Genomic DNA, 25,917 nt, shown 5'->3' with positions numbered 1-25,917 from the left:
ACCCTCCCCTCGGTTTCTAGGCCAGGCGCGCGAAGAACGCGCCCCAGGCCGGAAGACTGATCTTGTTGTCCCTTATATCAGAGATGAAGCCGTGACCGTCGAGCGGCTCGATCCCGTCGCTTGGCGATTCCGCGGCCGCAGGCTCGTCGCCCATATTGAACAGGCAGAAGAGCTTTTCATTGCCGTGGGTCCGGATGAAGCCGAGAAGCGGTGCCCGCGTCTCGACGAATTCGATATCTCCCTTGGCGAAGGCCGGATGGGCCTTCCTGAAATGGAGAAAACGGCGATAGTGCTCGAGCACCGAAGCCGGGTCGCCCTCCTGGATGGCGACCGCCTGCGGCAGGTGGGCCTCGGGAATCGGCAGCCAGGGCTTCGCGCTGCTGAAGCCGCCGTCCGGCAGGCTCTCCCACACCATCGGCGTCCGGCAGCCGTCGCGGCCCTTGAAATCGGGCCAGAACTGGATGCCGTAAGGGTCCTGGAGGTCCTCATAGGCGAGCTCCGCTTCCGGCAGCGCCAGTTCCTCGCCCTGATAGATGCAGACCGAACCACGCAGCGACATCAGCAGGCTGGCGAGCAGCTTGGCATGACCGGCGTGGTCGGCAACGCCGGAACCCCAGCGGCTGACGTGGCGGACGACATCGTGGTTGGCGAAGGCCCAGCAGGCCCAGCCCTCCGGCGCGACCTTCTCGAAATCGCGCAACACCTCGGCAACGCGTTCCGGGGTCAGCGGATCCGGCGCCAGGAACTCGAAGGCATAGCACATCTGCACCTTGTCGCCGCCCGAGGTGTATTCACCGGCGATTTCAAGACCGCGCTGGCTGTCGCCGACCTCGCCGACGGCGGCGATCGCCGGGAATTCCTCCATCACCGCACGGAAGCGCTTCAGAAAGTCCAGATTCTCCGGTCTGTTCTTGTCGTAGATATGTTCCTGATAGTTGTAGGGATTGACGGCAGGCGCGGTCGAGGCGTTGCGGCGCTCCGGCGCCAGCGCCGGGTTGTCCCGCAGCTCTCGGTCGTGGAAATAAAAATTGATGGTGTCGAGGCGGAAGCCGTCGACGCCGCGCTCCAGCCAGAAGCGCTCGACGGCGAGAAGCGCATCCTGCACATGCGGATTGTGCAGGTTGAGGTCCGGCTGCGAGGTCAGGAAATTGTGCAGGTAATATTGCAGCCGGGTCGGGTCCCAGGCCCAGGCGGAGCCGCCGAAGATCGACAGCCAATTGTTCGGCGGCGTGCCATCCGGCTTGGAGTCAGCCCAGACATACCAGTCAGCCTTGGCATTGCTGCGGCTGGAGCGGCTCTCGACGAACCAGGGGTGCTGGTCGGACGTGTGCGACAGGACGAGATCGATCATCACGCGGAGGTCGAGCCTATGGGCTTCCGCAATCAGTGCATCGAAATCCTTGAGCGTGCCGAAGATCGGATCGACATCCGTGTAGTTCGAGACATCGTAACCGAAATCGCGCATCGGCGAGGTGAAGAACGGCGAGATCCAGATGGCATCGGCGCCGAGCGCCGCGACATGCGGTAGGCGGGCGGTGATGCCCTTCAGGTCGCCGATGCCGTCGCCGTTGGTGTCCTGGAAGGAGCGCGGGTAGATCTGGTAGATCACCGCGCCGCGCCACCAGTCCTTGTCGGCCGTCAGGATTGCGCCGGTCGTTTCGGTCTTGTCCATGCGAATTTGAAGTCCCTGTCTTGAAATGTCAGCCGCCCTTGACCGATCCCGCCAGCAGGCCACGCACGAGGTAGCGTTGCAGGGCGAAGAAGACGATCAGCGGTACGACGATGGTGATGAAGGCGGAAGCGGTGAGGATTTCCCAATTGCCGCCGCGGGAACCGAGGAGATTGACCAGGCGCCCGGTCAGCACCAGCGAATCCTCGCCGGCGCCGAGAAAGACGATGGCGACGAGGAGGTCGTTCCAGGTCCAGAGGAACTGGAAGATGGCGAAAGAGGCGAGCGCCGGGAACGACAAGGGCAGGATGATCTTGACGAAGATGTCGAAATCGCTGGCGCCGTCGACGCGCGCCGATTCCATGATCTCGCGCGGCAGGCCGGCCATGTAGTTGCGCAGAAGATAGATCGCCAGCGGCAGGCCGAAGCCGGTATGGGCGAGCCAGATGCCCATATAGGTCTTGGCCGGCACGCCGAAGAAGGCGCCGACGCCGTTATAGAGCTGCAAAAGCGGAATGAGCGACATCTGCAGCGGCACGACGAGCAGACCGACGACGACGGCGAGCAGGACGGCGCGGCCCGGGAAAGGCATCCAGGCCAGCGCATAGGCCGCAAAGGCGGCGATCAGGATCGGGATCACCGTCGACGGTATCGCGACGGTCAGCGAGTTGAGGAACGACGTGCCGATGCCGGCCGCACTCAGCACCTCGATATAGTTGTCGATCGTGAAGCGAGGCGGTGTCGAGGCGGTATAGAAGATGCGCTGGCCGCGCGATCCTTCCATCTTCGTATCCGAGACGATTTCGAAGCCGCCGTCCGTCTGCACGGTCAGCCGCTCGCCGTCATTGAGCTCTGCCGTCTCGCCGGGTTTGAACTTCGCCGGCTCGCGGCTGGAAAAACCGAAGGCGGAAATCTGGCCGCCACCCTGACCTTCAAGCAGATTTCCGGAGATCACGAACTTGCCGTCCCGCTCGACCTGGTTGTCGGCCGAAGGGGCACGCGCCACGGCGTTGCGCGATGAGGTGGCGAGCGCCGTCCACCAGCCGGAGACGGCGAGTTGGTCCTTGTCGCGTAGAGAGGAGATCAGCAGGCCGGCAGTCGGCATGGTCCAGAGGAGGACGAGGAGCAGGACCGAAAGATGAACGGCCCAGGTGAGCGGAGAACGCGTCGACGGGTTCATCTCAGTGACCTCCCGATTCCTTGGTCGCGTTGCGGATGTTCCAGATCATGATCGGAATGACGAGGATCATGATGACCACCGCGATCGACGCGCCGCGGCCGAAGTCGCCGCCGCCGCGGAACATCCAGTCGAACATTAGGTTGGCAAGCACCTGGCTCTGCCATTGACCATTGGTCATTGCGAGCACGATGTCGAAGACCTTCAGGACAAGGATGGTGATGGTGGTCCAGACGACCGCGATCGTCCCCCAGATCTGCGGCACCATGATCTTGAAGAAGATCTGCCAGCCGTTGGCGCCGTCGATAACCGCCGCCTCGATCGTCTCCTCCGGAATGCCGCGCAGCGCCGCCGAGAGGATGACCATGGCGAAACCGGTCTGTATCCAGATGAGGATGACCATCAGGAAGAAATTGTTCCAGAATGGAAGCGTGATCCAGGCCTGCGGCTCACCGCCGAAAGCAACGACGATGGCGTTCAGGAGCCCGATCTGCTCGGAGCCGGCAGCCCGGTAGTCGTAGATGAATTTCCAGATGACGGCGGCGCCGACGAAGGAGATCGCCATCGGCATGAAGATCAGCGTCTTGGCGATGTTGCCCCACCAGATGCGGTCGGTCAGCGCGGCGATGATCAGGCCGAAGAAGGTCGAGAGCGCCGGCACGACTAGCAGCCAGAGGAAATTGTTGAAGATCGACTGGCGGAATTCACCGTCATTGATCATCCAGCTGTAGTTGCGCGCGCCGACGAAATTCTGGCCGCCCCTGTCGTGGAAGCTCAACCAAACGGATTGGACCACCGGATAGATGAGATAGATCGTCAGCGCGAACAGGGCCGGCGCCAGGAACAGCCACGGCCGGATCGCGTTAGTGATCCGCAAATTGCGGGAGGCGGCAGCGCCTGACAGCCCCTTCGAAGGGAAAATCCAATCGAGAATGAAATTGGTGGCCCAGAAATAGACCGCACAGGCCAGGACACCGGCTATCATCGTCACAATCGCAGCGACAAGCTGCATGACACATCCCTCCCCTCAAACGCTTCCGGAACCGGTCGCTCCAGGCGCATTGCACGATGGCGGCTTCCGCTTTTTATTGGGATACCCGCCTACAGCGGCGCGCGTCTCATCAGACGCGCAAAGGCCGCCGTAACCTTTGAGTTACTGCATGCTTAAATCGGCTGCGATTTAAAAATGCAGCAGGCAGGCTGATCCGAAGAGGAAAGGCGGCGGACGAGGCATTGGTCCGCCGCCCTGGAGACTACTTGATAGCGTCCCAGGCCTTCTGGACACCAGCCGCGACGTCGGCCGAGGGCTTGCCGCCGACATAGTCGACCATGCCGGTCCAGAGCGCGCCGGCGCCGATCTTGCCGGGCATCAGGTCCGAACCGTCGAAGCGGAAGGTCGTGGCGTTGAGCAGGATCTCGCCCTGCTTCTTCAGCGGCGGGTTGCCGTAGACGTCGACATTGACGCTCTTATAGGGCGTCAGGAAGCTCGTCTGGGCCATCCAGACCTCATGCGCGATCGGCGTCTTCAGGAACTCGATGAACGCGCGCGCGGCCGGCGTATCCTTGGTGATCATCGCAAGCGTGCCGGCGCCGAGCACCGGATTGCCAAGCTCCTTCTTGCTTTCATAGGGCGGCATGTAGAAGAAGTCGGCATCCTCGCCAACCACCGTACCTTCCGGGAAGAAGGAGGGAATGAAAGAGGCCTGGTGGTGCAGATAGCACTTCGGCGGCGAGGCAAAGAGACCCTTCGGGCTATCGCGGAAGTCAGTGGAGGCGACCGCCGCCGCGCCGCCGTCGACGAACTTGTCGTTTCGCGCAAACCAGCCGAATTCATCGATCGCGTTGATCACTGCCGGGTCGGTGAAGGGAATTTCGTTTTTGACCCACTTGTCATAGACTTCGGGCGACTGCGTGCGCAGCATCAGGTCCTCGACCCAGTCCGTCGCCGGCCAGCCGGTGGCGCCGCCCGATCCGAGACCGATGCACCAGGGCTTCTCGCCGTCGGCCGCGATCTTCTCGGTCAGAGCCTTCAGATCTTCCATGGTCTTCGGCACTTCGTAGCCGGCGTCCTCGAAGTTTTCCGGGACGTACCAGACGAGCGACTTGACGTCGATCTTGTAGGGGAAGGCATAGAGCGCCGCGGTGCCGTCCTTGCCGTTATAGGTGGAGAGATCCACCCAGGACTGACCGGCGGCGTAGTTGTCGAGCAGCCATTGCTTGGTTTCGTCGCCGAGCGGCGTCAGAAGGCCCTTGGCGGCAAGGTCGGCAATCAGGCCTGGCTGGGGTAGGATCGCCACATCGGGTGGGCTGCCGGCCTGGGTGTCGATGACGATCTGCTGTTCGTAGTTTTCGGAAGAGGAATACTTGACCTCGACGCCCGTCGCTTCGACGAAATAGGCAAAGACGCTCTTGAACAGAGCCTCGTCCTCGCCGCGCCAGGGACCGAAGATCGTCAGCGTCTGGCCTTTCAGGTCGTGCCCCTTCTTGAACTCCTCGAAGCTTCCCCAATTGAACTTCGAATCCTCGCCCGGCTTGAACTTCAGGTCGGCAGCGCTGGCAGCCCCTGCAAGCAAAGCGAGCGCAGCGACGCCAATCAGCAATGATCTCTTCACGTTCGGTCCTCCCCAAAAAGAAACCCGGGCGCTGCGCCACGGGTGGATCGTCAAAGACACGTTATTCAAAGCGCTTTGAGTTTGCCAACACTCCATTGCCGCCAGGAAAGAGTCAAGAGCTTTCATCCGGCTGCGCGCTGCATTGCAACATTTTGCCCTGCGGCACGGTTTTGCGGCGCAAAATCAAGGTTTCGAGCTTTTTCATAGGCGGGCCGGATGGTATCAGGACAAGTTAGCGCTTGCCGAAAGGGCAAAAAATAAAGCGAATATCCAAAGCGCTTTGAGAGGAAACCGGCCATGGCAGTGAATCTGAAGCAGCTGGCGGAGATCCTCGGCCTCTCACAGACGACCGTCAGTCGCGCACTCAACGGCTATCCGGAAGTTAATGCGGAAACGCGGCAAAGGGTGCTGCAGGCGGTGCGGGAGACCGGCTACCGGCCGAATCGTGCCGCCCAGCGGCTGGCAACCGGCAAGGCCTATTCGATCGGGCTCGTCATGCCGATCGCGGCGGGCATCGATTCGGACATCCATTTCGGCGAGTTCCTCGCCGGCCTCGCAGAGGAGTCGGTGAAGCACGATTTTCATTTCGTCCTCAATCCGAGCGCACCGGACGACGAGGAGGCAACGTTCCGGCGGCTGGCGGCAAGCGGCAATGTCGACGCGGTCTTCCTCGCCTATATGCGCCCCAACGATCCGCGCATTCCCATGCTGAAGGCGCTCTCCATTCCCTTCGTCGTTCACGGCCGGTCGATCGGGGGGCCGCGCGATTACCCGTTTCTCGACATCGACAATACCCAGGCCTTCTACGACGCCACCAAGCTTCTTCTGCAACTCGGCCACCACCGGATCGCGCTGATCAACGGGCCGGACTATCTCGCCTTTTCCATCCGCCGGAAAAAGGGGGTGACGCGGGCGCTTACCGAATGGGGCCTCGGCCTCGACGAAGAACTCGTCCATCATTCGGTGATGGCCGACGAATACGGCTATCGAAGCATGCAGCACTTTCTTGAACGGCCCAACCCGCCGACGGCGGTCCTTTGCTCCAGTACGGTGCTGGCGCTCGGCGCAGTGCGGGCGATCAACCGGGCGGGGCTCGCCATCGGCAGCGACATCTCGGTCATCGCCCATGACGACGTCCTGCCGATGCTGAAGCCGGAGAACTTCAGCGTGCCGCTGACGACCACCCGCTCATCACTGAGGGCTGCCGGCGCGCGCATCGCGACTCGGCTGATCGGCGGGATCATCGGCCGCGGCGACTATCCGGAACAGGAACTCTGGCGCGCCGAGCTGATCGTGCGCGCTTCGACCGGACCCGCCCCGGGCCGGTAGAGACGGACTTCGTCGTCAGAACTTCGGCGGCTTGCGACCGGCCCTGCGGTAGGCGGCGATGATCGTGTTCGCCATCAGCATGGCGATCGTCATCGGCCCGACGCCACCCGGAACCGGCGTGATGACGCTTGCGACCTTGGCGCATTCCTCGAAGGCGACGTCGCCGACGAGCTTCGTCTTGCCCTCGCCGCGCTCCGGCGCCGGGACACGGTTGATGCCGACATCGATGACCAGCGCCCCGGGCTTCACCCAATCGGCCTTGACCATTTCCGGCCGGCCGACCGCCGCCACGAGAATATCGGCGTTGCGGCACACGGCCGGAAGATCCTTGGTGCGCGAATGTGCGGTCGTCACCGTCGCATGGGCGGCGAGCAGCAGCGCCGACATGGGCTTGCCGAAGAGATTGGAGCGGCCGATGACGACGGCGTTCAGCCCGGAGAGGTCTTCACCATGGGTGCGGCGCACGAAGACCATGGCGCCGGCCGGAGTGCATGAAACCAGCCCGCCCTCGAGATCGCCCGTCGCGACCTTGCCGGCATTGACGACATGCAGACCGTCGACATCCTTCTCGGGGAGGATCGACTGGATGATCGGCTCCGATTGAAGATGTTTCGGCAGAGGCAGTTGGACGAGGATGCCGTGGATCGACGGATCGGCATTGAGCTCGGTGACGAGCGCCGCCAGCTCCTCCTGCGAGGTCTCCTCGGGCAGCGTGTGCTGGACGGAGAGGAAACCGCATTCCTTCGCCATCCGGCTTTTCGCCGACACATAGGCATGGCTCGCCGGATCGTCGCCGACGATGACCACCGCGAGGCCGGCCCGGACGCCTGCCTCCGTCTCCAGCGTCTTGGTAGCGGATTTCACGGTTTCGATGACCGAAGCGGCAACGGCCTTGCCATCAATCACAGTCGTCACGGCGTATCTCCCGGTTTGTCCTCGACGCGCCACACTCTAGCTGGCGTCGCTTTGCGCAATTGCCTGCAAGCGCCCTATGCTGTCCCAAACGCATAAATGCAAGGGCTTGGAGGAACCGCAACGCCATTCGGCGCATTTCCTTGCACGGTTGCAAGGCCGGGCGTTCAGGCGACGGGCGCTTGAGAGTTCGGTCGCATGGCAGCAGCCCATTGGACCCAACCGCGAGCGATCGTCAGGCTCCGTCAGGATCATGCCCGCCAGTCACGCTCCGGCCGTTAACGTGATACACTCCCATTCCGATTCACGTTCGAAGATTTGTTTTATTGCTTGCCTTTAGCTGCGCGGGTTTTGTCGATGTCGCCGACCGGTGAGGATATTTCGATCCACTTCCAGAGCGAAAGGGAGAATACGGCGGATATCGAACTCGTCGTCGTAGTCCCGACATTTCGCCGCCCGGACCATCTCGTCAAGACGTTGAAGACCATCGTCTCCCAAAGGCCCGACGTTCCTTACGCGACCGTGGTGGTTGAAAACGACCCGGACGGTCTCACCGGCGCCGAAGCGGCAAAGCGCTTTTTTCTCGAACACCGGTCGGATTCGACCGTGATCGTCGCCCATCGGCAGGGCCACAGCCATGCATGCAATGCCGGTTGGGCGGCAGCCCTCGACCACTATCAGAACCTGCGCGCGATAGCGGTGATCTACGACGATGCGGTTGCTGCTCCCGAATGGCTCGATGGCCTTGTCGCCGTTCAGGAGGGCCACGCGGCGGACATCGTCGGCGGCCCGCAGCTACCGGTCTTCGAGAATCCGGATGGGCAGAAATGGAAGCATCATCCCATCTTTTCGCCCCACTACGATGCCACCGGGCCGGTGCCGAGGCTTTATTCCGCCGGCAATGTCCTCATCACGCGAGCGGTGCTCGATGCCATGCCGCGGCCGTTTCTGAACCCGGCCCTCAATTTCGCCGGCGTCGGCGACGGGGATTTCTTCAATCGATGCAGGGCGAAGGGGTTCTCTTTTGCCTGGGCGGCAGAGGCCTGGGTGGCGGAAGCAGTTCCGCGAGACCACACCACCGCGTCCTGGATCCGCGCCCGCAGTCTCGAACAGGGGGCGATTTCGACGCTGCTCGAGCATCAGCGCGATGCGACCCTTGCCGGGCGGTTGCGAGCGCTCGGCAAAACCATCGGACTGCTCGCCGTGTCGCTGCCGCGCGGCCTCAAGCTATGGTCGGAAACGGGCCTTGCAATAGCAAGCCTTTATCCCTTCCATTTGGCGGTCGGCCGACTGAGGGCCAGGATCGGCCCTGCGGACGAACAATACCGCGAAGCGAAATGAGTGGGCCTCAATGGCCGCTCGTCGCCTTCACGGCTCCCTCGGGGATCTTGTCGGCAGCGACCTTGCCGTTCCTGTCGACCACGGCAACGGGCTCTTTGTAGGGCCTGTCCTCGCCATTCGCGGCGCGGTTCATGTCGTCCTTGCCGAGATATTCGAGCTGTTCCACCAGGACTTCGGTGATGACCTCGCCACCCAGCTTCTTGTTGAGGCCGTCCTTGACGGCGACCTTGAAGCTCGGCAGGTCGAAGCTGCCGGTGTCGGCGACATCGACGAACCGCGAGCCGACGAGCATGTCATAGAGTTCGTCGGTCACGATCTGTCGGAGCGGTGCGTGGAGCTTCTTTATCCCCTCCCGCGTTGCCGAAAAAGACAATTTCGCCAGGAAGTAGCCCTGGACCGCGCCGTCCTCGATCACCGGGACGGTGATGATCTCTCCCGGAACATATTCCTCCGATGCCCGCCTGTCGGCCTCGGCGTCCGAGAGAACAGGCGCCGAGGCGTACTGCATCGAGAAATAGACGGATCCGAGCGTCACGGCGCAGACCCAAACCCCGGTGAGGACAAGCTTCAGCATCAGAAATCGCTATAGCGGAATTGCGCTTCGGTGTAGATGCCATCGGCATCGGCGTCCTGAGCGGCGGTCTTCAGAAGATCGACGACCGAGCGCACGGCTTCGAGATGCGCCTCGACCTTCTGGGCGTTAAGCTTCAGCTTCTGCCTGAGGTGGCGCGTCTGCGAAGCGAAGGAGGGCGAGATTTCGCCGGGCCCGGCGGCTCGATGCAACATTGTCAGCTCGTAAAGGCAGCGGCTCTTGTGCGCGTTCGACGTCTTGATGTCGAATTTCGGGTCCACGCCGATGCGGCTGTTCTCGTTGTCGATGATCATCTCCAACCGGCCGAGAACGTTCTGTATCCGCAGATCGTGGGATGCCACAGCTTCCATAAAATCAACTCCCGAATTATGCGTTTCAGGGAAGGCAGCCTACAAAGGCGCAAGCCGTCCCGACCAAATCATGCCTGGTTCTTCTTCTCGTCGGCGGTCAGCAGCCCGGCATTGCGCTCGAATTCGTGAATCATGCCGGCGGCGAGGTTGCTCGTATCGTCGTCAAGCCGCGCATTGGCGCGTTCGGCCGGATCGCTGCCGACCATCCGGTCGGCTATGCCGATGCCGCCGCCGTCAGCCAGCACGTTGGCAATCTGCTCCGCCATCATGCCTTTCCAGACCTCGCCTGACGTGCCCTTGCCGAAGACGTTCTCGCTTTCGCTCGGCAGCATCGACTTGACGAAATTCTGCAGCACCATCGCCTCGAACTTGCGGTAGGTCTCCGGCACCTTCTTCGGTTCGACGCGGTTGCTGATGTCGCCGAGGCCGGTCGATCCTTCCGAGGAATTCAGCACCGAAACCGCAGCGGCGAAGCCCTTGCCGTTTTCCGCAAGACTAGTGGCCTGAAAGGCGGCGCGATTGGACTTGAGCCGTGCCTGCGCCTCCTGCACTTCCGCCGGATCGGCCGCGCGGACGACGTCCAGCACCAGATCGCTGGGCGGGGAAATAGCCATGTCAGATCCTTTCGAGGCGGCGGCCCTGCGTCTTGTCACACGGGGCAGCGCAATCAGTGCGAACCGGAGGACCTTTTCGACGGCCCGCCCGGATAACCCACTATCGCCCCTCAACCTTACCGGAAGCTGGCGCGTAACCGGCGACATGCTGATCGATGAGGTCGAGTACCTGATTGTCGTCCGCCTGGCGGTCTTCCGCCATGCGCGCCTCCTTCATGCTCTCTTCCAGCCGATCGCCCTTCGCACGCTCCTTCAGCATGCGCGCCTCGTGCACCTGCTGCATGCCGAGCAGCATCTGGTCCTTCTGCATCAGCCGGCCGAGCTGCGAGGCATAATGACCCGAGAAGACGCGGTGCATGGGATGGGCCGAGCCCATGGCATCGACGACGACATCGATCGTTTCGGCCAGCACGCCGCGCTGGCGGGCCGTCTCGGCAAGTTCGCTTTCGGCCATTCGCTCAAGGTGCCGCTGCACGGCGACCAGGCGCTTCAGTTTATCCGACCGTGATTTCATCGTTTTCTAGCCACCTTGCATCACCGGCGCGAAGCCGTCGGCAAACAGGCGCAGCATCGCCGCCACGCCGAGATAGAGCAGGAACAGGCCGCCCATGATCAGATAGGGCTGGGAAATGAAATAGACCGGAACCTGCGGGGCAAGCTTGTTGACCATGCCGATCGCCACGTTGAACAGCAGGCCGTAAATCACGAAGGGGCTCGCCAGGCGCAGCATGATCATGAAAGTCTGCCCGAGCGAATTCGAAAGCGTGATCAGCATGCCCTGCGGATCGAAGCCGATGCCGATCGGCATCGCACGATAGGACTGCGCGATGGCCTCGAAGATCACGTGGTGAAAGTCGAGCATGAAGAGAAGCATCAGGCCGGCGAAGCTGATCATGCTGGTGAGCTGGTTTTCCGCCGTTTCTTCGAGCACGTCGGTCGCCGGCGGCGGGTTGAAGCCGATCAGCATGGTGATGGCCGTCCCGGCAAATTGCAGGCCGAGCACGTAGTAGCGTGCCACGAGGCCTATGACGGCGCCGATGACGCTCTCGGTCGCAATGAGATAGATGTAGCTGTGGCCCTTGTCGGCGACCGCAGGATAGATGTCGGTCCACATGATCGGCAGGATGGCCATGGAGAGCGCGACGGCGATGAACAGCCGCACCTGCATGGGAACGCGCGCCGTCGAAAACCCCGGCATGATCATGATGCAGCCGCCGATCCGACAGAATGCCGCAAACAGCGCAAGCACCGTGCCCTCGGGATCGGTGATCATGAAAGCGCGCCGATGATCTTGATTTCCAGCCCCTTGGCGAGCTCGACATGGGAGAGCACGGGCAGCGTTGCGAAGAGGCGTTCGATGATCATGCGCACATATGAGCGGGATTCGGGCGTACTTACCAGCACGAAGGGCACGCCCCGGTCGAGATGTTCACGGATAACCTTCGTCGCCTGCTCGCTGAACTCCTCCAGGTGGCGCGGGTCGATGTCGAACTCGACGATCTCGCCCTTGGCGTCGCGCTTCAGCGCCTGGTGGAAGACCATGTCCCACTTGTTGCCGAGCCGGAGCACGCGCAGCACGCCGTTTTCGGCAAGATCGCCGCAGAGCTGCTGCGACATGCGCACCCGGACATGTTCGACGATCTGCTCGGTCTTGCGGACATGCGGCGCCAACTCCGCCACGGCTTCGAGAATGAGATGCAGGTTGCGGATCGAAACGCGTTCGGCGAGCAGCAATTTGAGGACCGCCTGCAGGCCGGAATAGGACATGTGCGAGGTGCAGATCTCGTCGGCGAGCTTGCGGTATTCCGGATCGAGCCGCTCGATCAGCACCTTCACGTCCTTGTAGGAAAGAAGCTGCGGCAGGTTGTTGCGGATCACTTCGCTCAAATGCGTCAGCACGACCGAGACGTTGTCGATCGGGTGAAAGCCCTCGCGCTTCAGGTCTTCCGTGAAGGTCTCCAGTATGGAAAGCGCCGGCATGCCGAAGGCCGGCTCGCGGATCTCGTCGCCGGGGACGCTGGGGCGGCGGCCGCCGCCGGTAACGACGAGCACTTCGCCGACGCGCACGGTGTTGGAGGCGACGGTCGTGCCGTGGATGCGGATGTGATAGGCCTTGTCCGGAATGGAGATATCGTCGGAAACCTTGATCTCCGGGACGACGAGCCCGTATTGCAGGGCGAACTTGCGGCGCATCTTGCCGACGCGGAAGGCGAGCTCCTGATGCGCGCCGAGCAGTCGGGTGGAGACCTGCTTGCCGAGCAGGAGCTCGATCTCCGCCGTTTTCAGCACCGATTTGACGGAATCCCTGTCGCTGTCCTTCGTCTGCTGCGCCTTCTCTGCCTCCTGGGCGCGCTTCTCGGCATTGGCCGCTTCGATCTGCCTCGGGATAGCCCATCCCAGGAAGGCCATGCCGCCGCCGAGTACCGCGAAGGGCACGAAGGGCAGGCCTGGCATCACGGAGAGGAGGACGATGAGGCCGGCCGCAACCATCAGCGCCCGCGGGTAGCCGCTCAACTGACCGACGACGGCCTGGTCGGTCGAGCCGGCGGTGCCGCCGCGCGACACGAGAAGGCCGGCGGCGAGCGAGACGATCAACGCCGGGATCTGCGAAACGAGGCCGTCGCCGACCGAAAGCTTGACGAAGACATCCGCCGCCTCGCCGATCGGCATGTCGTGGCGCAGATAGCCGATGATGATGCCGCCGAAGACATTGATCGCCGTGATGATCAGGCCGGCAATCGCATCGCCGCGGACGAATTTCGAGGCACCGTCCATCGCACCGTAGAAGGAACTCTCCTCCTCCAGCTCGCGGCGGCGGCGCTGCGCCTCCTTCTCGTCGATCAGCCCGGCCGACAGATCGGCGTCGATCGACATCTGCTTGCCGGGGATCGCATCGAGGGTGAAGCGGGCGCCAACTTCGGCGATACGCGTCGCACCCTTGGTGATGACGATGAAGTTCACCGTGATCAGGATGAGGAAGACGATCAGACCGATGACGAAATCGCCGGACATGACGAGGCTGGCAAAGCCCGAGATGACGCCGCCGGCGGCGCCATGCCCCTCGTGGCCATGGGAGAGGATGACGCGTGTCGTGGCGATGTTCAGCGCCAGGCGGGTCATCGTCGAGATCAGGAGGATCGTCGGAAAGGACGAGAATTCGAGCGGCCGCTGAATCCACAGCGCCACCATCAGGATCAGCACCGAGAAGGCGATGGAGAAGGCCAGCCCGAAGTCGATGAGAACCGGCGGAATGGGCAGAAACAGGATCGACAGGATCATCACGATCCCGAGCGCGAAGCCAATGTCCCGGCTCTTCGGTGCGAGTTTCGGGATGGTCAGGGTCGCCTGTTGTGCCATGTCTCTTCCGTCTCGTCATGAGAGGCGGGCAGCGCGCCGCGCGTAGCTGCCCCAAACTATGACGGAAGATCTAGAGACCCAAGCTTGCGCGAGGGTGGTATTGGGATGGGATGAGGAAGGTACGCGCAGTTTTCCGCCCGCCGAATAAAGCGGCGAAAGTCTCAGAACCCCGACTGGATTCGTGAGAAGATGATGTCGGTGAAGATGGAGATCTGTGCACCGACGAACGGCGCCGAGATCGCCCCCGTGACCATCACCGCCAGGATCTTCGGCACGAAGGTCAGCGTCATTTCCTGAACCTGGGTCAGCGCCTGGATAAAAGCGATGACAACGCCGACCACCATGGCGGCCAGAACGGCGGGACCCGAGGCGACGATCACGGTCCAGATCGCTGCCTGCACGATATCGAGAGCGTCCGCCTCATTCATTCGCGTTTCGTCCTATCCTGCCGGCGCGCACGAGCAGCGGCGAAGCTCTTAGGTTCGAGGGTGATTCTTCAGAGGATTCTCAACAATCACCGGCGCCGGTCAAGCCAGGGCCAACTATGTGTGCGTGGTCCGCCGCCGCCGCTCTAAAGAGCAGGAATTACGTCCCCGAGCCGGACGAGGTCGTCGATACGGTGATGCCGGTCTCGATGGCGATCTCTTTGCCGTCGGTGGTGATCGCGATCACGCCGTCGGAGGTCACCTCGACCTCGGCGACGACCCCGCTCGTCTTGCCGTCACTGCTGGTGATCGTCTTGCCGATGTAGGTCGAAGCCTGGGTAAGACTTTCGCTCGCCAGCAGGCTTTCGAGATTGCTGTTCGTCTTGATCGATTGCTCGACCTGCGAGAAGGTCGCCAGCTGCGATATCTGCTCGGTCGCATCCATCGGATCGGTCGGATCCTGGTTCTGCATCTGCGCGATGAGCAGCTTCAGGAAGCTCTGATAGTTCAGGGTCGCGTCAGTCGCGTCGGTGCTGCTCGTCGAAGTTGAACTCGTCGTCGAGGTCGTCGAGGTGCTCGAGGATACTCCGCTTACCGCCATGGCGCGATCTCCTTGCGAATCTGGTCGATCGTGGCCGGCGTGATTTCCTGATTGTTCAGGATGCGCTCTTCAATCGGGTAAAGACCGCGGATCGCCTTCAGCGCTTCGAAGGCACGGCCCTGGGTGACCAGGCCGTCGATGCGCTTCAGCTCCGCCAGAACTTCCTCGTTCTTGAAGCAGGCGAGCAGCATGACGATCGACTTGCGGAACATGGCGGTCGACTGCTCGGCGCCTTCCGGATTGATCAGGATCATCTGGGCGATGAAGTAGAGCTGCCGCAACGGTGTCGTGGCGTCTTCCGGCTGCAGGACGTGGTTTTCCAGGAGGAAGGTAACGTCGTTGAGGAATTCCACGGCGACCTTGCGGTCAACGCGAAGCACCGCGCCGTTTACAAAGATTCGTTCGCCCGATTTCAGCGAGATACGCAGTGTGCTCTTCATTTCAGTCCATCCCTGATGATGGTGGTAATGTCAATTATGCCCTGGAAGTTGGAGGAGTCGCGTTTGCGGATCTTCTCCGTCTCGTTCAGTATCCAGATCCCGATCGAGATCAGATTGGCACGCAGTTCGTCGTTGAGCTGGTTATCCGGAGCGCGCAGGTCCTCGATGAAGCGTATCCAGACGCGTCGGGTGTAGTAGATCGCCTCGATCGCTTCCTTTGAGTATCCCTTCTGCTGCTTTGCCGCTTCCAGGAGCGCGATCGAGCGATTGAGGACTTGCCACTCGCGATCCTTGGAAACGGCTACGCCTTCCTCCATGATCTCGGCGTATGCAAACTGATACATTCAGACATCCTTCATGCTTGTCCTTATCCTCTTGTCATCAGAGGAAATCTATCAAACTCAACTGCTGGATCCTTCCGGTGAGGGTGTAGGACGTCTCCATCTGCGTCAGCAGCGTGTTCATCCGGGTCGACGCATCATAGGTGTCGACCCCCTCGAGATCGGTGATGTGGGTGTTGATGAGCTTGATCTGAACTTCGAGCGAGGTGTTCGCCTTTTCCACGCGCGCTTCGGAAATGCCTAGCGTGCTGCGTTCGGCGGTGATCCCGGTGATCGCCTGCTCGACATAGCCGAGTGCCGCCTCGCCGACATAGGCCCGGACGTCCGATCCGATATCCTCGTCCATCAGTTCCGAGGATATCACACTCGCAAGAGCGAACATGCGGAAGCCGGTCGTCGTCGCACTGGTCGAGCTCTGCACGACTTCGGACGTGCTGATGCGGCTCGTCATGTTCTGGCCCGAGGCCGCGGACCAATCGGTGGCCCACTGCGTGTCGTCGGTATAGAGTGGCTCGAGGGTGTTGGTGATGAAGTCTTCCATCTGCGCCTCAGTGAAGTCGCTCATGGAAGAGATGCCGTTGCCCGACATGTAGGTCGCGAGCGCATCGTCGAAGGTCGTCTTCGCGGCCGAACCGGTTGCGGCATAGTCTTCGAAAGGCTTCACATCGGTGTTGATGCCGGCAAACAGGAACTCGCCGTTGAAGGACGTGTTCGCCGAGGCGGTGAAAAGCGACATGGCGCTTTCGATCTCGGTCTTCTGGACCGACAATTGGTCGACGGAATCGTTGCCCTTGAAGGTGACGAGCGTATTGCGCACCTGCTCGGCAGCCTCCGCCATCGTTCCAAGGGCTTCCTGAGAGGACGCCAGCCGCTGCGTGACGACGGCGTTGGTATCGACCAGGGTTTCCAACCGAGCAAGCTCGCGCTGCAGGTTGACGGAGCGCGCCGTGGAGGAGCCGAGCTCGAGGCCGACATCCGCATGCCGGCCGGTCGAAACCTCCTCCTGAAGCTTCAGCAGTTCCTCCTGGCCCTGCTGAATGGTCAGGCGCATGGCATTCTGCACCGCCAGATTAGAAACGAAGGACGTCTTCATGATTACCTCACGGCTTCCAGAAGGGACGCCATCATGGCGTCCACGGTACTGATCAACTTGGCAGATGCCTTGTAGGACTGTTCGAGATCGAGCAGCAGCGAGAGCTCTTCATCGATGCTGACGCCGGTGACGTTGCCCAGCGCTTCCTCCGTCCGTGCCAGGAGAGCCGTCTTGTTGTCGTCGGCCGTCGAGGCAGCGCTGCGGATCTGCTCGAACCAGCCGATCGACGAGGCGGCGAATTCCATGATCGAACTGGTGCTGTCGAGCCCCGCCGCCGCGTCGAAATCAATGTCGCCGTCCATGGCGGTGATGAAGCCGTCGAGGAGATCGGTGTAGCCGGAATTCGGATCCGTGGCGCCGCCGGGGTTGGAGACGAGGCCGTTGAATCCGCCGTCGCGAAGCAGGAACGGATCGGTTTGCGCGGCGGCGTTGACAGTCAGCGACGCGGCGATGCCGGGCTCGATCGTCCCGTCGGCGGGAACCGTTCCGTCCGCCCAGGTGAAAAGGCCGGGGGCGCCGTCCTCCTGGAAGAGGCTGACCAGGCCGCGGGCCATCTCGTCGAGTTGCGACTGGAAGGTCGGCGCGATGTCGTCGCGGAGCTGCAAGAGGCTCGCGAGCTTTCCCTCTGCGGTCGTGTCGGCGCCGGCGCCGGCTGAAAGCGACGCCCCGTCGACGAAGATGGCGTTTCCGGTCGTCGATGCATCGAAGGCCGAGGTTGCCGTGAACGTCACCTGCCGGGCTTGCGTCTCGAAGAGGACCGTTCCGTCCGAGGTATAGATGACCGTATCGTTGTCCGCCCTGGTGACGGTCGAAATGCCGACGAGCTCGGAGATCTGCTTCAGGAGCTTGTCGCGGTCGTCGAGCGCGGCCGAGGCGTCGGTGCCCGCCGCCGTCGCTTCCTTGACGGCGTTGTTCGCCGTTTCAAAACTGGCGAGCAGTGCATTCAGGTTGTCGACCTCTTCGGCGATCTGCTTGTCGGTATCGAGACGCAGGTCCTGGACCGCGGTCGCCGTCTTAGTGATCGAATTGGCAAGGTCCGAGGCGTCCGCGACGACGGTTGCGGCGATCGTCGAGTTGCCCGGTGTCGAGGCGAAGGTCTGCAGGCTGTTGCGGAAGGTGGAAAGGTAGGTCGATGGCGCCGTCTCGTAGTCGTTGCCGCCGAGCGCCGATTTCAACAGCTCGAGCCCGGAAAGCAGGCTGCTCTGCGCCGAGGATTGCGAGATGCTGGTGAGATTCTGCTTGAGCAGAGCCTCGTTCTGCGCCCGGTAGACGGAGACGATCTGGGCGCCGTCGGCCGTGGTTCCCAGCATGGCCATGCGGCGCGAGTAATCCGCGTTGCTCGCATTGGCGACGTTCTTCGACACCGTGGCCGTTTGCGAGGCCGTGGTGCTGAATGCTGATTGCGCAATTGCGATTGCCGAGGACAACGACATGCTGGGACCGTTTTCTGGGAATTACCGCTTCAGGTTGACAAGAACTTCGAGCAACTCCGAACCGGTCTGGAAGACCTTGGAGTTGGCCGTGTAGTTGCGCTGCGATTCGATCATCGACGTCAGCTCGTCGGCGATGTCGACATTCGAGCTTTCAAGCGCGCCGGAAAGGATCTCGCCAAAGCTGCCGGACCCGGCGAAGCCGGTGACGATGACGCCGGAATCGACGCCCTGCGAATAGACGTTACCGGATTCCGGCACCAGCTTGTCGGGGCTTTGGACATTGGCGAGAGCAATGCGATAGCGCGGCTCGAGCTCGCCGTTAGCATATTTGATGTAGACGACGCCGTCGGTGTCGATCTGATAGCCGGAAACCTTGCTCGGGGCGTTGCCGTCGATCTCGCCGCCGTCCGGCGTGAACGACGTGCCAAGCTGAGTCGTCTCGGAAAAGTCGATGACGATGTCGTTGAGCACAGCGCCCGTACCGGAAATGGGGTTGAGACCGGCCCCGGTCGGGTCCAGCGTCAGGCTTCCCGGCGAGGTAGTCAGGACGCCGTCGGTGTCGAAATCCAGCGTCGCAGTGCCGAGAGAGAGGGCCGAGGTCCTGTCGATGATCTCCAGTTCCCACTGGTTATCGGCAAGCTTCGTGTAGTTGAAATCCAGGATGCGGGTGTTGCCCTGGCTGTCGTAGACGATGAGGGAGGTCGTCGACACATCGCCGTTCGCGGCACCGGAAGGCAGGTTGGCGCCCATCGCGCCGGCGGTCGAGCCCGCCGCCGACAGGCCTTCCGAAGCGAGGTTGACCTCGGTCAGGCCATCGAAACCGTTGACGACGACCGTCGGATCCACGCCCGCTTCGTACTCGTAGCCCATCAGGGTGAAGCCGGCGGCGTTGACGAGATTGCCAGCGTCGTCCTGGACGAAGGCCCCGGCGCGCGTCAGGTACTCCTGGCCGTTGGCGCCTTGAACGATGAAGAAGCCATCGCCGTCGATCGCAAGGTCGCTTCCCGATGTCGTGTAGGTCGTCGAGCCCTGGTCGGAAATCGAGTAGCGCACCGATGTCTGGACCCCGCCGGAATTGTAGGAGCCGTTGCTGGAAGGCAGGATCATCGAGGAGAATTCGGTCGACGCCCTCTTGTAGCCGGTAGTGCTAGAATTCGCGATGTTTTCAGCCACCGTGCTGAGGCGGTTGGCCTGGGCGTTCATGCCAGAGACGCCCGTTCTCATGGTACCGTAGAGACTCATAGAGGATCCTCGTTTCCTGCTTCAGTGGGAGACTAGAAGTCGGGCCTTGCGTGAACCTGTCTTGGGGACCAGGTTGTGGTCCGGCTCAGTTCCAGTCGATGCAGTAGCCAAGGAAACGCTTGGAATCGATCGGGTCGAAGCCGAGCTTCTTGCGTAACTTCTTGCGCAACTTGCTGATGTGGCTTTCGACGACGTTCTCTTCGACGTCTTCGTCAAAGATGCCGTAGATCGCATTGAAGATCTGCGACTTGGATACCCGCCGGCCGCGATTGGCGACGAGATATTCGAGAATGCGCCGCTCGCGGCGCGGCAGCGCGAAGACTTCGCCGTTAATCTCCGGGTCGCGGCCGTCGGCAAAGACGCGGATCGGGCCGATGTCGGTGTAGTTGGCAATGGCCTTCAGGCGCCGACGGATCGCCGCGACCCGTGCGAGGATTTCCCGCGGATGGACGGGCTTGCGAACGACATCGTCGACGCCGCAGTCGAACAGCGCCAGGGTGTTTTCGAGCGACGGCGTGTCGCTCATGGCGATCACCGGCGCCTGGGAGCGATCGCGGATCGCCCGCGGCAGGCTGAAAGCGCTATCGCCCTGCCCGATCAGGAACGCCTCTACCGCATCGATGTCCGAATCGGCGGCGGTGTTCACCCATTCGCCGAATTCCTTGGGATCAAACCCGGTCGAAGGAATGCCCTCGCGTCCGAAAAGCGACGCGTAGCCATCCTTCACAAGCTCTCTTTCATCAACCACCACGATCATTCGTCCGCCTCCGAATCAGTATGGGTGTCTTGCTGATTGAGAGGTACGAATCCGGGGATTCACGAACAACTAGAGGAAGTTAATGGGAGATTTTAATAGTTGATTAAGGAATGCGTGCCGATTTGATCTATATCTAGTATGTCCCTGTTAACGCTGACACTAAATTCGTGTGGAAAAGTTAACGCATGGCAACAAATAGCGCTTGCGATCACAATCTGTTCGCATTGTCGCCACAATGCGGCAGCGGCCCGATTATCACAACCTTCGATTGATTATTGACAAAACTGCGCCGCGTTCGGCGTCCACTTTCCATAGCCCGTGGCGACGAGGTTCGCGATGACCCTGCAGACATATTTCTTCTGCGCCGGATCGTTGTTCGGCCCGGCGTGATAGCGGGCGACCGCCATCGTCCAGCTCTCGTGTCTGGCGCGCAGATTGGAGAGGAAGCGCGCGGCATAGTCGACATTCCGCCTGGGATCAAGCATTTCCTCCGGAGAGCTGAAATGCTCGCCGTGGAAATGATAATTGATCTGCATGCAGCCGAGATCGATGAGCTTCGCCCCTTGCGCCCGCGCCGCGCCGAATCGGCTGAGGACATCCTGAACGCTCGTGCCGAAATAAGCCTTGCCCTCGATGTTCATGGCATAGGGCTGGAGCGACCCCTTGCGGCCGGTCTCCGTCAGCCCGACCGAGTAGAGGATTCCCGTCGGAATACCGTATTTCGCCGCAGCCGACGCAATCTCGCGCTCGCAGATGCCGGTGCTCGCAAGGGCGCTACATGTAGACGTCACCAGTGCGAGAATGCTCAACGCCGCCAGACGCATCGTCCGTTCCATCATTGCCCCACCATGTCTCGGCCTGTGCCGCCGCGCCTCCGTCTTGCTGCTGACGTCCCTGCCCGCTGTCTCCGCCGGTGCGCTCGCCGCCCGACTGGCCAAGCTGGGCCTGCGTCTGCGGATGCGAACCGCTGCCGCTCGAAGCATCGCCGCCGGCATTGAACACGACGTTCACCTGATCGACAGCGAAGCCTTGGGCGCGCAAGGCCTTCACTATCTCGCTCTGGTCGTCGCGCAACTGACGGAAGGCCTCGCCTGTTTCCACCTTGAGATCGACCTGCAGTTCGTCGTCCTTCAGGCGCAGCGTGGCCGTGACCGTGCCGAGTTCGATCGGATGCATCTGGATCTTGAGCGTGTTCAGCGTCTTGCCGGCTTGGTTCGACGCCTCCGGCTGCGCCAGGAGGGGGCTCGACTGGAGCGCCTGTGCCCATTCGCCGTCACCGGCAATCGCGCCGGCCACGGCGGCGGAGTTTGTATTCATCGCCACCCCGAGATAGCGGCGCGCCTCGAGGACGGTCACCGTCTCGGCCCTGGCACTGGCTGATGAATTGCCGTTCTCGACGGCGGTCGCTTCGCCGCCCGCCGAAATGGTCATCGAGACCGCCTGCCCCTTGCCGTCGGCGCGAGCCAGGCGGAAGAGGCGGTCCGATCCTGCGTCACCTTGCTGTTCGGTCCGTGAACCGTCTTCCGCTGTGGCGTCCGACAGGATATTCGACATCTCGGCCGCCGGGCCGGCGGTGCGGTCGACTGCAGAACGCATCGTCTTGTCCGTGATCTCACCACCGGCGCTGTCGATCTGCATTGCCGCCGGCGCATTGCCGCCAAGCAAGGTCAGGAGGTCGCTGACAGGGCCGTTGGCCGGCGCGCCGGAGGCGGCATTGCTATTCGACATCTGATCGGACGCCCCGGAACTCTCCGCCGCGCCAGTCTCCACGAGCCTGTGATCTTTCGGGCTATCCGTGGCCGTCTTGTCTTGGGGTTTGCCGGCCTCTTCTCCCGCGATGGAAGCCGCCGAAAACTGCCGGTTTCCTTTGTCCCGAACAACCTTGAGCTCGGAGGATTGCTGGCCTTCCAGCAGCGCGCCGTTCGGATCGCCCTGAGCATGGCCTGGCGCCGAAGGCGTCGATAGCCGCCCGGTTCCAGTGACGGCGGCGCTTGCGATCAAGATGCTTGGCTTGCGATTGCCGATGGTGAACTCGGTACCCGCCGTTTGGGCGCCGTCCGGAAGCGCGTCAACTGCATCCGATCCGGCGTCCTGAATTGCACCCTGGGCAGACGCCTTCTGGCGGCCGGCATCGGCGACCACGCTCTCGAAGGCCCCGGGCTCCCCGGCAACCTGCTCGTTGCCGCCCTGCCGGGACCCGGATCGGGTTCCCAGCGCCGCGGCGGGAGCACGGAATGTCTCTTCAAGTGGCCTCATAGTCCTTCCTCCGCAAGGAGCGCATCGATCTCCTTGATCTTCGAGCGCCCATTGGCCACGAAATCGTCGACAGCCGGATCGGATGCCGCAGCGTGTTCGGCGCCAGTCGGCGGCTCGCCACCCGGCGCGGGCGCCTTCTCGGGCGGCGAGGTATGGGTCGCGTCGGCAAAGGGGCTCATGCCGCTTCCCGTTTCCCCCGCTTCGCCGCCTTCGGTCTCAGGGGCAGGGGGTGTCTCCGGTATAGGCAAGGACGCTTGCGCGGGGCTTTCATCCTGCGGTCGTCGCACAACCTCTTCCGCAATCGCCCTGGCGGCCTCCCTGAGGGCCCGGTCGCGCGGCGAGAGCTTGTCGTCCGGAATTGCCGCCAGCGTCTGTGCCGCCGTGAACACATCCTCGGAGGGTACGGCCGCGAGCCCCTCGTAGAAGCTCGCCAGCAGCAGCGATTGGCCGCCGCCGGCCCGTGCGAGCTCTTCGGCCCGGCCGGATGCCAGCCGCGCCAGCGTCTCGTTGCCGGCGATCGCTGCGCGCCTGGCGACGCGCAGATAGACCTCGCGTTGCCGCGCCTGATCCATGCAGCCGAGTATCTCGGCGACTCTCTTTTCGACCGCCTCGTCGAAATGCGCGACCGCCAGGTCGACGAAGACGTCGGCGAACTGGCTCGCATAGGGCGATGTCAAATAGCGGCGGGCATAGTTCAGCGCATAGCGGAAGCCCTTTTCCTGATCGCCTGCCTGGACCGCAAGCGAAACGGACCGGCGAAGCGCCGCCTCCTCTATGATCGTCCCGGGCGCCGTCAGACGCGCCCAGTCGTAATATCTCATCGCGGCGACCGGGTCCTGCTGCGACGAGGCGTTGCCGAGGATCAGAAACAGGTAGGGACCGACCCGGGAGTTCTTGTATTCGGGTGCCGCCTTGGAGAGGCTTTCGACGATCAACGGCCCCTTGCCGCGCAGATATTGCCTGAGGGAGTCGGTGACGCGGGCGTCGAAATTGCCCTCGATATCCCTGTCGGTGAGATATTCCAGCGTTTCCGGATTGCCGCCGCTCATCACGTAGACGAGCGCCGCATCGACGTTGCGGGGGTCGCGAAAAATCGCTTCGTCGGCCGCCCTCAGGCGCTTGTCGATCTCGCCTAGCATGAAACGCTGCATCTCGATCGCCGAGTGATCGCCGAGCACGACGGAATCCTGGACGTATTGAAGCGACCGGATCATCTTGAACGGCGCGAGCTCTTCCGTTTCGCTTGCGCGGGCCACGCCAAACGCGAGCGGAGCCGCAAGAACTGTTGTCGCCAGGATGGCGCAGAGCCGCTTCAGCATCTCTCTCAGCCCTGCCCCGCCTGCAGCAGGATCTCGATCCGCCGGTTGCCGGCGGCATAAGGATCGTTCGGCACCTGCAGGCGCCGGTCCGCAAAGCCGCTGATCTGATTAACGCGCTCTTCCTTGAGACCGCCGCGCACCAGCATGTAATAGGCGCTCTGGGCACGCGCCGCCGACAGCCGCCAGTTGTCATAGGTGCCGTCTTTGAACGGACGGCCATCCGTGTGGCCGCGGATCGCCACGGCGCCCTGGCGCTCGGCGAGCAGCTTGCCGATCTTTTCCATGGCAAGGACGAGCTCCTTGCCGGGAACGGCGGAACCCACCGCAAACATCGGCGCGTCCGTCTGCTCGCTGATCGTCACCAGCAGGCCGCCCTCGGAGGGCGTCACCACCAGTCCCTCGAGAAGCCGCCCGGCCTCGCCGCCGACCGCCTTTTCGATTTCGGCCTTCAGGGCCTCGGCCCGCTTCTTCTGCTCCTCTGCGTCCGCTTCCTTCTTGAGTGGCACTTCGCCCTTTGCAGTCTCGTCCGCGGTCTTCAGCGCCTCGCCGGCCTCCGGCTTCTCACCGGCATCGGTCTCGGGGCCGCGCCTCTCAGCCGCCGCGACGTCGCTTTCGGCCGCATCGCCGGCGTCCTTGACCTCGACCTGCTTGGTCCAGAAATCCGGATCAAACGGATCGCGATAGGCCTCGCCGCCGTCGGCACCGGTCGCCGGGCCCGACTGGGCGGCACCGCCCTCGCCCTTGGCACTGATATTGGCCTGCTGGCCGACCTCCTTGGCGATTTCGGAGAGAACCGAATAGGGGTTCTCGAAGAAGTCGGCGTCGGAATATTTGGTCTCCTCGCCCGAGGTTGCCGTCAGCTGGTCGCCGGTCTTGGCCGAGCCGCCGGACTTCGCCTGCTCGCCATCCGCCTTCGACCGCTGCTGCGTCTCGTCACCCTGCGCATCCTTGGCCGGATTCTTCAGGCCCTTTTCCGCGGGCTTCTGGTCGGTGAGCTGCACCGGATTGAAATAGGAAGCGATTGCCGCCTTCGTTTCCTCGTTGGCGGCGTTGATCAACCACATGACTAGGAAGAAGGCCATCATCGCCGTCATGAAGTCGGCATAGGCGATCTTCCAGCCGCCGCCGTGATGGCCGTCGTGTCCATCGCCGGAGCGCTTGACGATGATGATTTCGTTCTTGCCGTTGTGATGGCTTTCTTCGCTCATGCCAGAACCTTCCGCACGGTTTCGGACCAGGCCGCCATTCTGGTCACCAGAACCGCTTCGCCCAGCTCAACCGTCAGATCGATGTCGTCGGCAACGACGTGCCGGAAAACCAGAGTGTCGTCGTCGAGATGCTGTTTCAGCGCTTCGAAGAGCACCGGCGATCCCTTGACGGTGATGGTGAGCCCCTCTCCCGCGCCGATGCCCTGCCTGACCATCGCCGCCAGGTCTTCGACGGCGCGCTTGATGAGTGCCTCCTCCATGACCGGCGCGAGCACCCGCGCCGCCTGGTCGCCAAGCGCCAGGGCCAGCCGCTCGGTGATCTGGGAGAACCCGGCGGCGAGTTTCGAAGCTGTGTCTTCCGCCAGGCGATGCTTCACGGCATCGAGGTCCTCGGCGTGGCGCGCCTTGAGCTCGGCGATTTCCCGCTGATGCTCGAAGGCGAGCTCGGCGGCGGCCTCCGCGCGACCCTGCGCGAAAGCCTCGCGCCGCTCGGCATCGACGTCGAGTTCAGGCATGGCGGGCCTCTGGGCGGTCCGATCTTCGGCGGGGAAGTCCGCCTCGAGGTCCGGAAAATATTTCGGCGGCATGCGCGTGATTTCGATCTTCGGCGCGCTGAAATCCTTGAGATAACGGGAGAGCGACGCACTCATCGATGATCCCCCCGGCGGCTCGCAGCCAATGCCGGCGCACGTCCCCCGCCCGGCAGGGGGTGGCACATGGTCCAGAAATCCAAAGCGCCTGACACGTCTATGATGTCTCCTTCGGCCCTTCCGCCCGAGACAGCGACAGGACCAGCATTCTCGATGCGCAACGGTTCGCGGTGGAGGACCCGAAGCGGGACCGGTGCAA

Annotated in this window: 26 protein-coding genes; 2 read left to right on the top strand and 24 right to left on the bottom strand. The window is 62.5% G+C overall.

Annotation, left to right across the window (positions count from 1 at the left end; translation table 11 throughout):
- Window positions 1–16: 16 nt before the first annotated feature.
- From NXT3_RS03490 to NXT3_RS03475, 4 genes are all read right to left on the bottom strand, one after another.
- Window positions 17–1,672 carry a beta-galactosidase BglA gene (locus tag NXT3_RS03490; protein WP_037423987.1) on the bottom strand — a complete coding sequence of 552 codons (1,656 nt, stop codon included), beginning with the start codon at window positions 1,670–1,672 and terminating at the stop codon, window positions 17–19.
- 28 nt (window positions 1,673–1,700) lie between these two features.
- Window positions 1,701–2,849 (bottom strand): carbohydrate ABC transporter permease, encoded by a 1,149-nt coding sequence (locus NXT3_RS03485; RefSeq protein ID WP_104838792.1) that lies wholly within the window; start codon window positions 2,847–2,849, stop codon window positions 1,701–1,703.
- Between the two features lies 1 nt (window position 2,850).
- Window positions 2,851–3,858, bottom strand: a complete 1,008-nt coding sequence (locus NXT3_RS03480; RefSeq protein WP_097527259.1) for a carbohydrate ABC transporter permease — start codon at window positions 3,856–3,858, stop codon at window positions 2,851–2,853.
- 241 nt (window positions 3,859–4,099) lie between these two features.
- Window positions 4,100–5,458: an ABC transporter substrate-binding protein gene (locus NXT3_RS03475; protein ID WP_104838791.1), complete on the bottom strand. Its 1,359-nt coding sequence runs from the start codon at window positions 5,456–5,458 to the stop codon at window positions 4,100–4,102.
- 297 nt (window positions 5,459–5,755) lie between these two features.
- Here NXT3_RS03475 and NXT3_RS03470 point away from each other — a divergent pair, with 297 nt between their 5' ends.
- Window positions 5,756–6,787 carry a substrate-binding domain-containing protein gene (locus tag NXT3_RS03470; protein WP_097540086.1) on the top strand — a complete coding sequence of 344 codons (1,032 nt, stop codon included), beginning with the start codon at window positions 5,756–5,758 and terminating at the stop codon, window positions 6,785–6,787.
- Window positions 6,788–6,802: 15 nt separating this feature from the next.
- Here NXT3_RS03470 and folD read toward each other — a convergent pair whose 3' ends face one another.
- Window positions 6,803–7,702, bottom strand: a complete 900-nt coding sequence (gene folD, locus NXT3_RS03465; RefSeq protein WP_097527262.1) for a bifunctional methylenetetrahydrofolate dehydrogenase/methenyltetrahydrofolate cyclohydrolase FolD — start codon at window positions 7,700–7,702, stop codon at window positions 6,803–6,805.
- A gap of 354 nt (window positions 7,703–8,056) precedes the next feature.
- Here folD and NXT3_RS03460 point away from each other — a divergent pair, with 354 nt between their 5' ends.
- Complete coding sequence (locus NXT3_RS03460) at window positions 8,057–9,040, top strand: glycosyltransferase (RefSeq protein ID WP_104839925.1); 984 nt, start codon at window positions 8,057–8,059, stop codon at window positions 9,038–9,040.
- A gap of 7 nt (window positions 9,041–9,047) precedes the next feature.
- On the opposite strand, the gene NXT3_RS03455 is transcribed toward NXT3_RS03460, so the two are convergent.
- The 19 genes from NXT3_RS03455 to NXT3_RS03365 form a co-directional block, all read right to left on the bottom strand.
- Window positions 9,048–9,614 (bottom strand): hypothetical protein, encoded by a 567-nt coding sequence (locus tag NXT3_RS03455; protein WP_097527263.1) that lies wholly within the window; start codon window positions 9,612–9,614, stop codon window positions 9,048–9,050.
- Complete coding sequence (locus NXT3_RS03450; RefSeq protein WP_037423967.1) at window positions 9,614–9,982, bottom strand: hypothetical protein; 369 nt, start codon at window positions 9,980–9,982, stop codon at window positions 9,614–9,616. Before NXT3_RS03450 ends, NXT3_RS03455 begins: the two co-directional genes overlap by 1 nt.
- 68 nt (window positions 9,983–10,050) lie before the next feature.
- Complete coding sequence (locus tag NXT3_RS03445; RefSeq protein ID WP_037423965.1) at window positions 10,051–10,596, bottom strand: rod-binding protein; 546 nt, start codon at window positions 10,594–10,596, stop codon at window positions 10,051–10,053.
- Between the two features lie 100 nt (window positions 10,597–10,696).
- Window positions 10,697–11,110 carry a hypothetical protein gene (locus tag NXT3_RS03440; protein ID WP_037423963.1) on the bottom strand — a complete coding sequence of 138 codons (414 nt, stop codon included), beginning with the start codon at window positions 11,108–11,110 and terminating at the stop codon, window positions 10,697–10,699.
- 6 nt (window positions 11,111–11,116) lie between these two features.
- Window positions 11,117–11,869: a flagellar biosynthetic protein FliR gene (gene fliR, locus NXT3_RS03435; protein WP_037423960.1), complete on the bottom strand. Its 753-nt coding sequence runs from the start codon at window positions 11,867–11,869 to the stop codon at window positions 11,117–11,119.
- A complete protein-coding gene (gene flhA / locus NXT3_RS03430) occupies window positions 11,866–13,953 on the bottom strand; it encodes a flagellar biosynthesis protein FlhA (protein WP_104838790.1) in 2,088 nt (695 codons plus the stop codon). Before flhA ends, fliR begins: the two co-directional genes overlap by 4 nt.
- 161 nt (window positions 13,954–14,114) lie before the next feature.
- Window positions 14,115–14,381 (bottom strand): flagellar biosynthesis protein FliQ, encoded by a 267-nt coding sequence (gene fliQ / locus NXT3_RS03425; protein WP_037423956.1) that lies wholly within the window; start codon window positions 14,379–14,381, stop codon window positions 14,115–14,117.
- Between the two features lie 157 nt (window positions 14,382–14,538).
- Window positions 14,539–14,979 (bottom strand): flagellar hook assembly protein FlgD, encoded by a 441-nt coding sequence (flgD, locus tag NXT3_RS03420; RefSeq protein ID WP_104838789.1) that lies wholly within the window; start codon window positions 14,977–14,979, stop codon window positions 14,539–14,541.
- Window positions 14,970–15,419, bottom strand: a complete 450-nt coding sequence (gene flbT, locus NXT3_RS03415; RefSeq protein WP_012706881.1) for a flagellar biosynthesis repressor FlbT — start codon at window positions 15,417–15,419, stop codon at window positions 14,970–14,972. The genes flgD and flbT overlap by 10 nt, the downstream gene beginning before the upstream one ends.
- Window positions 15,416–15,763, bottom strand: coding sequence for a flagellar biosynthesis regulator FlaF (gene flaF / locus NXT3_RS03410; RefSeq protein ID WP_014327358.1), 348 nt, complete (start codon window positions 15,761–15,763; stop codon window positions 15,416–15,418). Before flaF ends, flbT begins: the two co-directional genes overlap by 4 nt.
- A gap of 37 nt (window positions 15,764–15,800) precedes the next feature.
- Window positions 15,801–16,853, bottom strand: coding sequence for a flagellar hook-associated family protein (locus tag NXT3_RS03405; RefSeq protein ID WP_104838788.1), 1,053 nt, complete (start codon window positions 16,851–16,853; stop codon window positions 15,801–15,803).
- Window positions 16,854–16,855: 2 nt separating this feature from the next.
- On the bottom strand, window positions 16,856–18,286 hold the full coding sequence (gene flgK / locus NXT3_RS03400) for a flagellar hook-associated protein FlgK (protein ID WP_097527268.1): 1,431 nt from the start codon (window positions 18,284–18,286) through the stop codon (window positions 16,856–16,858).
- Window positions 18,287–18,307: 21 nt separating this feature from the next.
- Window positions 18,308–19,528 (bottom strand): flagellar hook protein FlgE, encoded by a 1,221-nt coding sequence (locus NXT3_RS03395; protein WP_097527269.1) that lies wholly within the window; start codon window positions 19,526–19,528, stop codon window positions 18,308–18,310.
- A gap of 85 nt (window positions 19,529–19,613) precedes the next feature.
- Window positions 19,614–20,285: a transcriptional activator Rem gene (gene rem, locus NXT3_RS03390; RefSeq protein WP_037423941.1), complete on the bottom strand. Its 672-nt coding sequence runs from the start codon at window positions 20,283–20,285 to the stop codon at window positions 19,614–19,616.
- 272 nt (window positions 20,286–20,557) lie between these two features.
- Window positions 20,558–21,109, bottom strand: coding sequence for a transglycosylase SLT domain-containing protein (locus tag NXT3_RS03385; RefSeq protein ID WP_037423938.1), 552 nt, complete (start codon window positions 21,107–21,109; stop codon window positions 20,558–20,560).
- Entirely contained in the window at window positions 21,060–22,541 is a 1,482-nt protein-coding gene (locus tag NXT3_RS03380; RefSeq protein ID WP_097527270.1) for a flagellar hook-length control protein FliK, read from the bottom strand. The genes NXT3_RS03385 and NXT3_RS03380 overlap by 50 nt, the downstream gene beginning before the upstream one ends.
- Complete coding sequence (motC, locus tag NXT3_RS03375) at window positions 22,538–23,860, bottom strand: chemotaxis protein MotC (protein WP_097527271.1); 1,323 nt, start codon at window positions 23,858–23,860, stop codon at window positions 22,538–22,540. The genes NXT3_RS03380 and motC overlap by 4 nt, the downstream gene beginning before the upstream one ends.
- 5 nt (window positions 23,861–23,865) lie before the next feature.
- Window positions 23,866–25,068 carry a MotB family protein gene (locus NXT3_RS03370; RefSeq protein ID WP_097527272.1) on the bottom strand — a complete coding sequence of 401 codons (1,203 nt, stop codon included), beginning with the start codon at window positions 25,066–25,068 and terminating at the stop codon, window positions 23,866–23,868.
- A complete protein-coding gene (locus NXT3_RS03365; protein ID WP_097527273.1) occupies window positions 25,065–25,718 on the bottom strand; it encodes a hypothetical protein in 654 nt (217 codons plus the stop codon). The genes NXT3_RS03370 and NXT3_RS03365 overlap by 4 nt, the downstream gene beginning before the upstream one ends.
- Window positions 25,719–25,917 lie beyond the last annotated feature (199 nt).

This window comes from Sinorhizobium fredii (assembly GCF_002944405.1).
Taxonomy (GTDB): Bacteria; Pseudomonadota; Alphaproteobacteria; order Rhizobiales; family Rhizobiaceae; genus Sinorhizobium; species Sinorhizobium fredii_C.
Note: the sequence above shows the minus strand (reverse complement) of the source record. Positions and strands in the feature narration are given on the sequence as shown.

Excerpts from the sequence above, each read along its gene's own strand:
- flgK (WP_097527268.1), bottom strand. The coding sequence starts at position 18,286 with ATGTCGTTGTCCTCGGCAATCGCAATTGCGCAATCAGCATTCAGCACC.
- motC (WP_097527271.1), bottom strand. The coding sequence starts at position 23,860 with ATGCTGAAGCGGCTCTGCGCCATCCTGGCGACAACAGTTCTTGCGGCT.
- NXT3_RS03460 (WP_104839925.1), top strand. The coding sequence starts at position 8,057 with ATGTCGCCGACCGGTGAGGATATTTCGATCCACTTCCAGAGCGAAAGG.
- NXT3_RS03365 (WP_097527273.1), bottom strand. The coding sequence starts at position 25,718 with ATGAGTGCGTCGCTCTCCCGTTATCTCAAGGATTTCAGCGCGCCGAAG.
- fliQ (WP_037423956.1), bottom strand. The coding sequence starts at position 14,381 with ATGAATGAGGCGGACGCTCTCGATATCGTGCAGGCAGCGATCTGGACC.
- flbT (WP_012706881.1), bottom strand. The coding sequence starts at position 15,419 with ATGAAGAGCACACTGCGTATCTCGCTGAAATCGGGCGAACGAATCTTT.
- NXT3_RS03440 (WP_037423963.1), bottom strand. The coding sequence starts at position 11,110 with ATGAAATCACGGTCGGATAAACTGAAGCGCCTGGTCGCCGTGCAGCGG.
- flhA (WP_104838790.1), bottom strand. The coding sequence starts at position 13,953 with ATGGCACAACAGGCGACCCTGACCATCCCGAAACTCGCACCGAAGAGC.
- rem (WP_037423941.1), bottom strand. The coding sequence starts at position 20,285 with ATGATCGTGGTGGTTGATGAAAGAGAGCTTGTGAAGGATGGCTACGCG.
- flgD (WP_104838789.1), bottom strand. The coding sequence starts at position 14,979 with ATGGCGGTAAGCGGAGTATCCTCGAGCACCTCGACGACCTCGACGACG.
- NXT3_RS03395 (WP_097527269.1), bottom strand. The coding sequence starts at position 19,528 with ATGAGTCTCTACGGTACCATGAGAACGGGCGTCTCTGGCATGAACGCC.
- NXT3_RS03405 (WP_104838788.1), bottom strand. The coding sequence starts at position 16,853 with ATGAAGACGTCCTTCGTTTCTAATCTGGCGGTGCAGAATGCCATGCGC.
- NXT3_RS03480 (WP_097527259.1), bottom strand. The coding sequence starts at position 3,858 with ATGCAGCTTGTCGCTGCGATTGTGACGATGATAGCCGGTGTCCTGGCC.
- flaF (WP_014327358.1), bottom strand. The coding sequence starts at position 15,763 with ATGTATCAGTTTGCATACGCCGAGATCATGGAGGAAGGCGTAGCCGTT.
- fliR (WP_037423960.1), bottom strand. The coding sequence starts at position 11,869 with ATGATCACCGATCCCGAGGGCACGGTGCTTGCGCTGTTTGCGGCATTC.
- NXT3_RS03370 (WP_097527272.1), bottom strand. The coding sequence starts at position 25,068 with ATGAGCGAAGAAAGCCATCACAACGGCAAGAACGAAATCATCATCGTC.
- NXT3_RS03490 (WP_037423987.1), bottom strand. The coding sequence starts at position 1,672 with ATGGACAAGACCGAAACGACCGGCGCAATCCTGACGGCCGACAAGGAC.
- NXT3_RS03450 (WP_037423967.1), bottom strand. The coding sequence starts at position 9,982 with ATGGAAGCTGTGGCATCCCACGATCTGCGGATACAGAACGTTCTCGGC.
- NXT3_RS03385 (WP_037423938.1), bottom strand. The coding sequence starts at position 21,109 with ATGCGTCTGGCGGCGTTGAGCATTCTCGCACTGGTGACGTCTACATGT.
- NXT3_RS03380 (WP_097527270.1), bottom strand. The coding sequence starts at position 22,541 with ATGAGGCCACTTGAAGAGACATTCCGTGCTCCCGCCGCGGCGCTGGGA.
- NXT3_RS03455 (WP_097527263.1), bottom strand. The coding sequence starts at position 9,614 with ATGCTGAAGCTTGTCCTCACCGGGGTTTGGGTCTGCGCCGTGACGCTC.
- NXT3_RS03470 (WP_097540086.1), top strand. The coding sequence starts at position 5,756 with ATGGCAGTGAATCTGAAGCAGCTGGCGGAGATCCTCGGCCTCTCACAG.
- NXT3_RS03485 (WP_104838792.1), bottom strand. The coding sequence starts at position 2,849 with ATGAACCCGTCGACGCGTTCTCCGCTCACCTGGGCCGTTCATCTTTCG.
- NXT3_RS03445 (WP_037423965.1), bottom strand. The coding sequence starts at position 10,596 with ATGGCTATTTCCCCGCCCAGCGATCTGGTGCTGGACGTCGTCCGCGCG.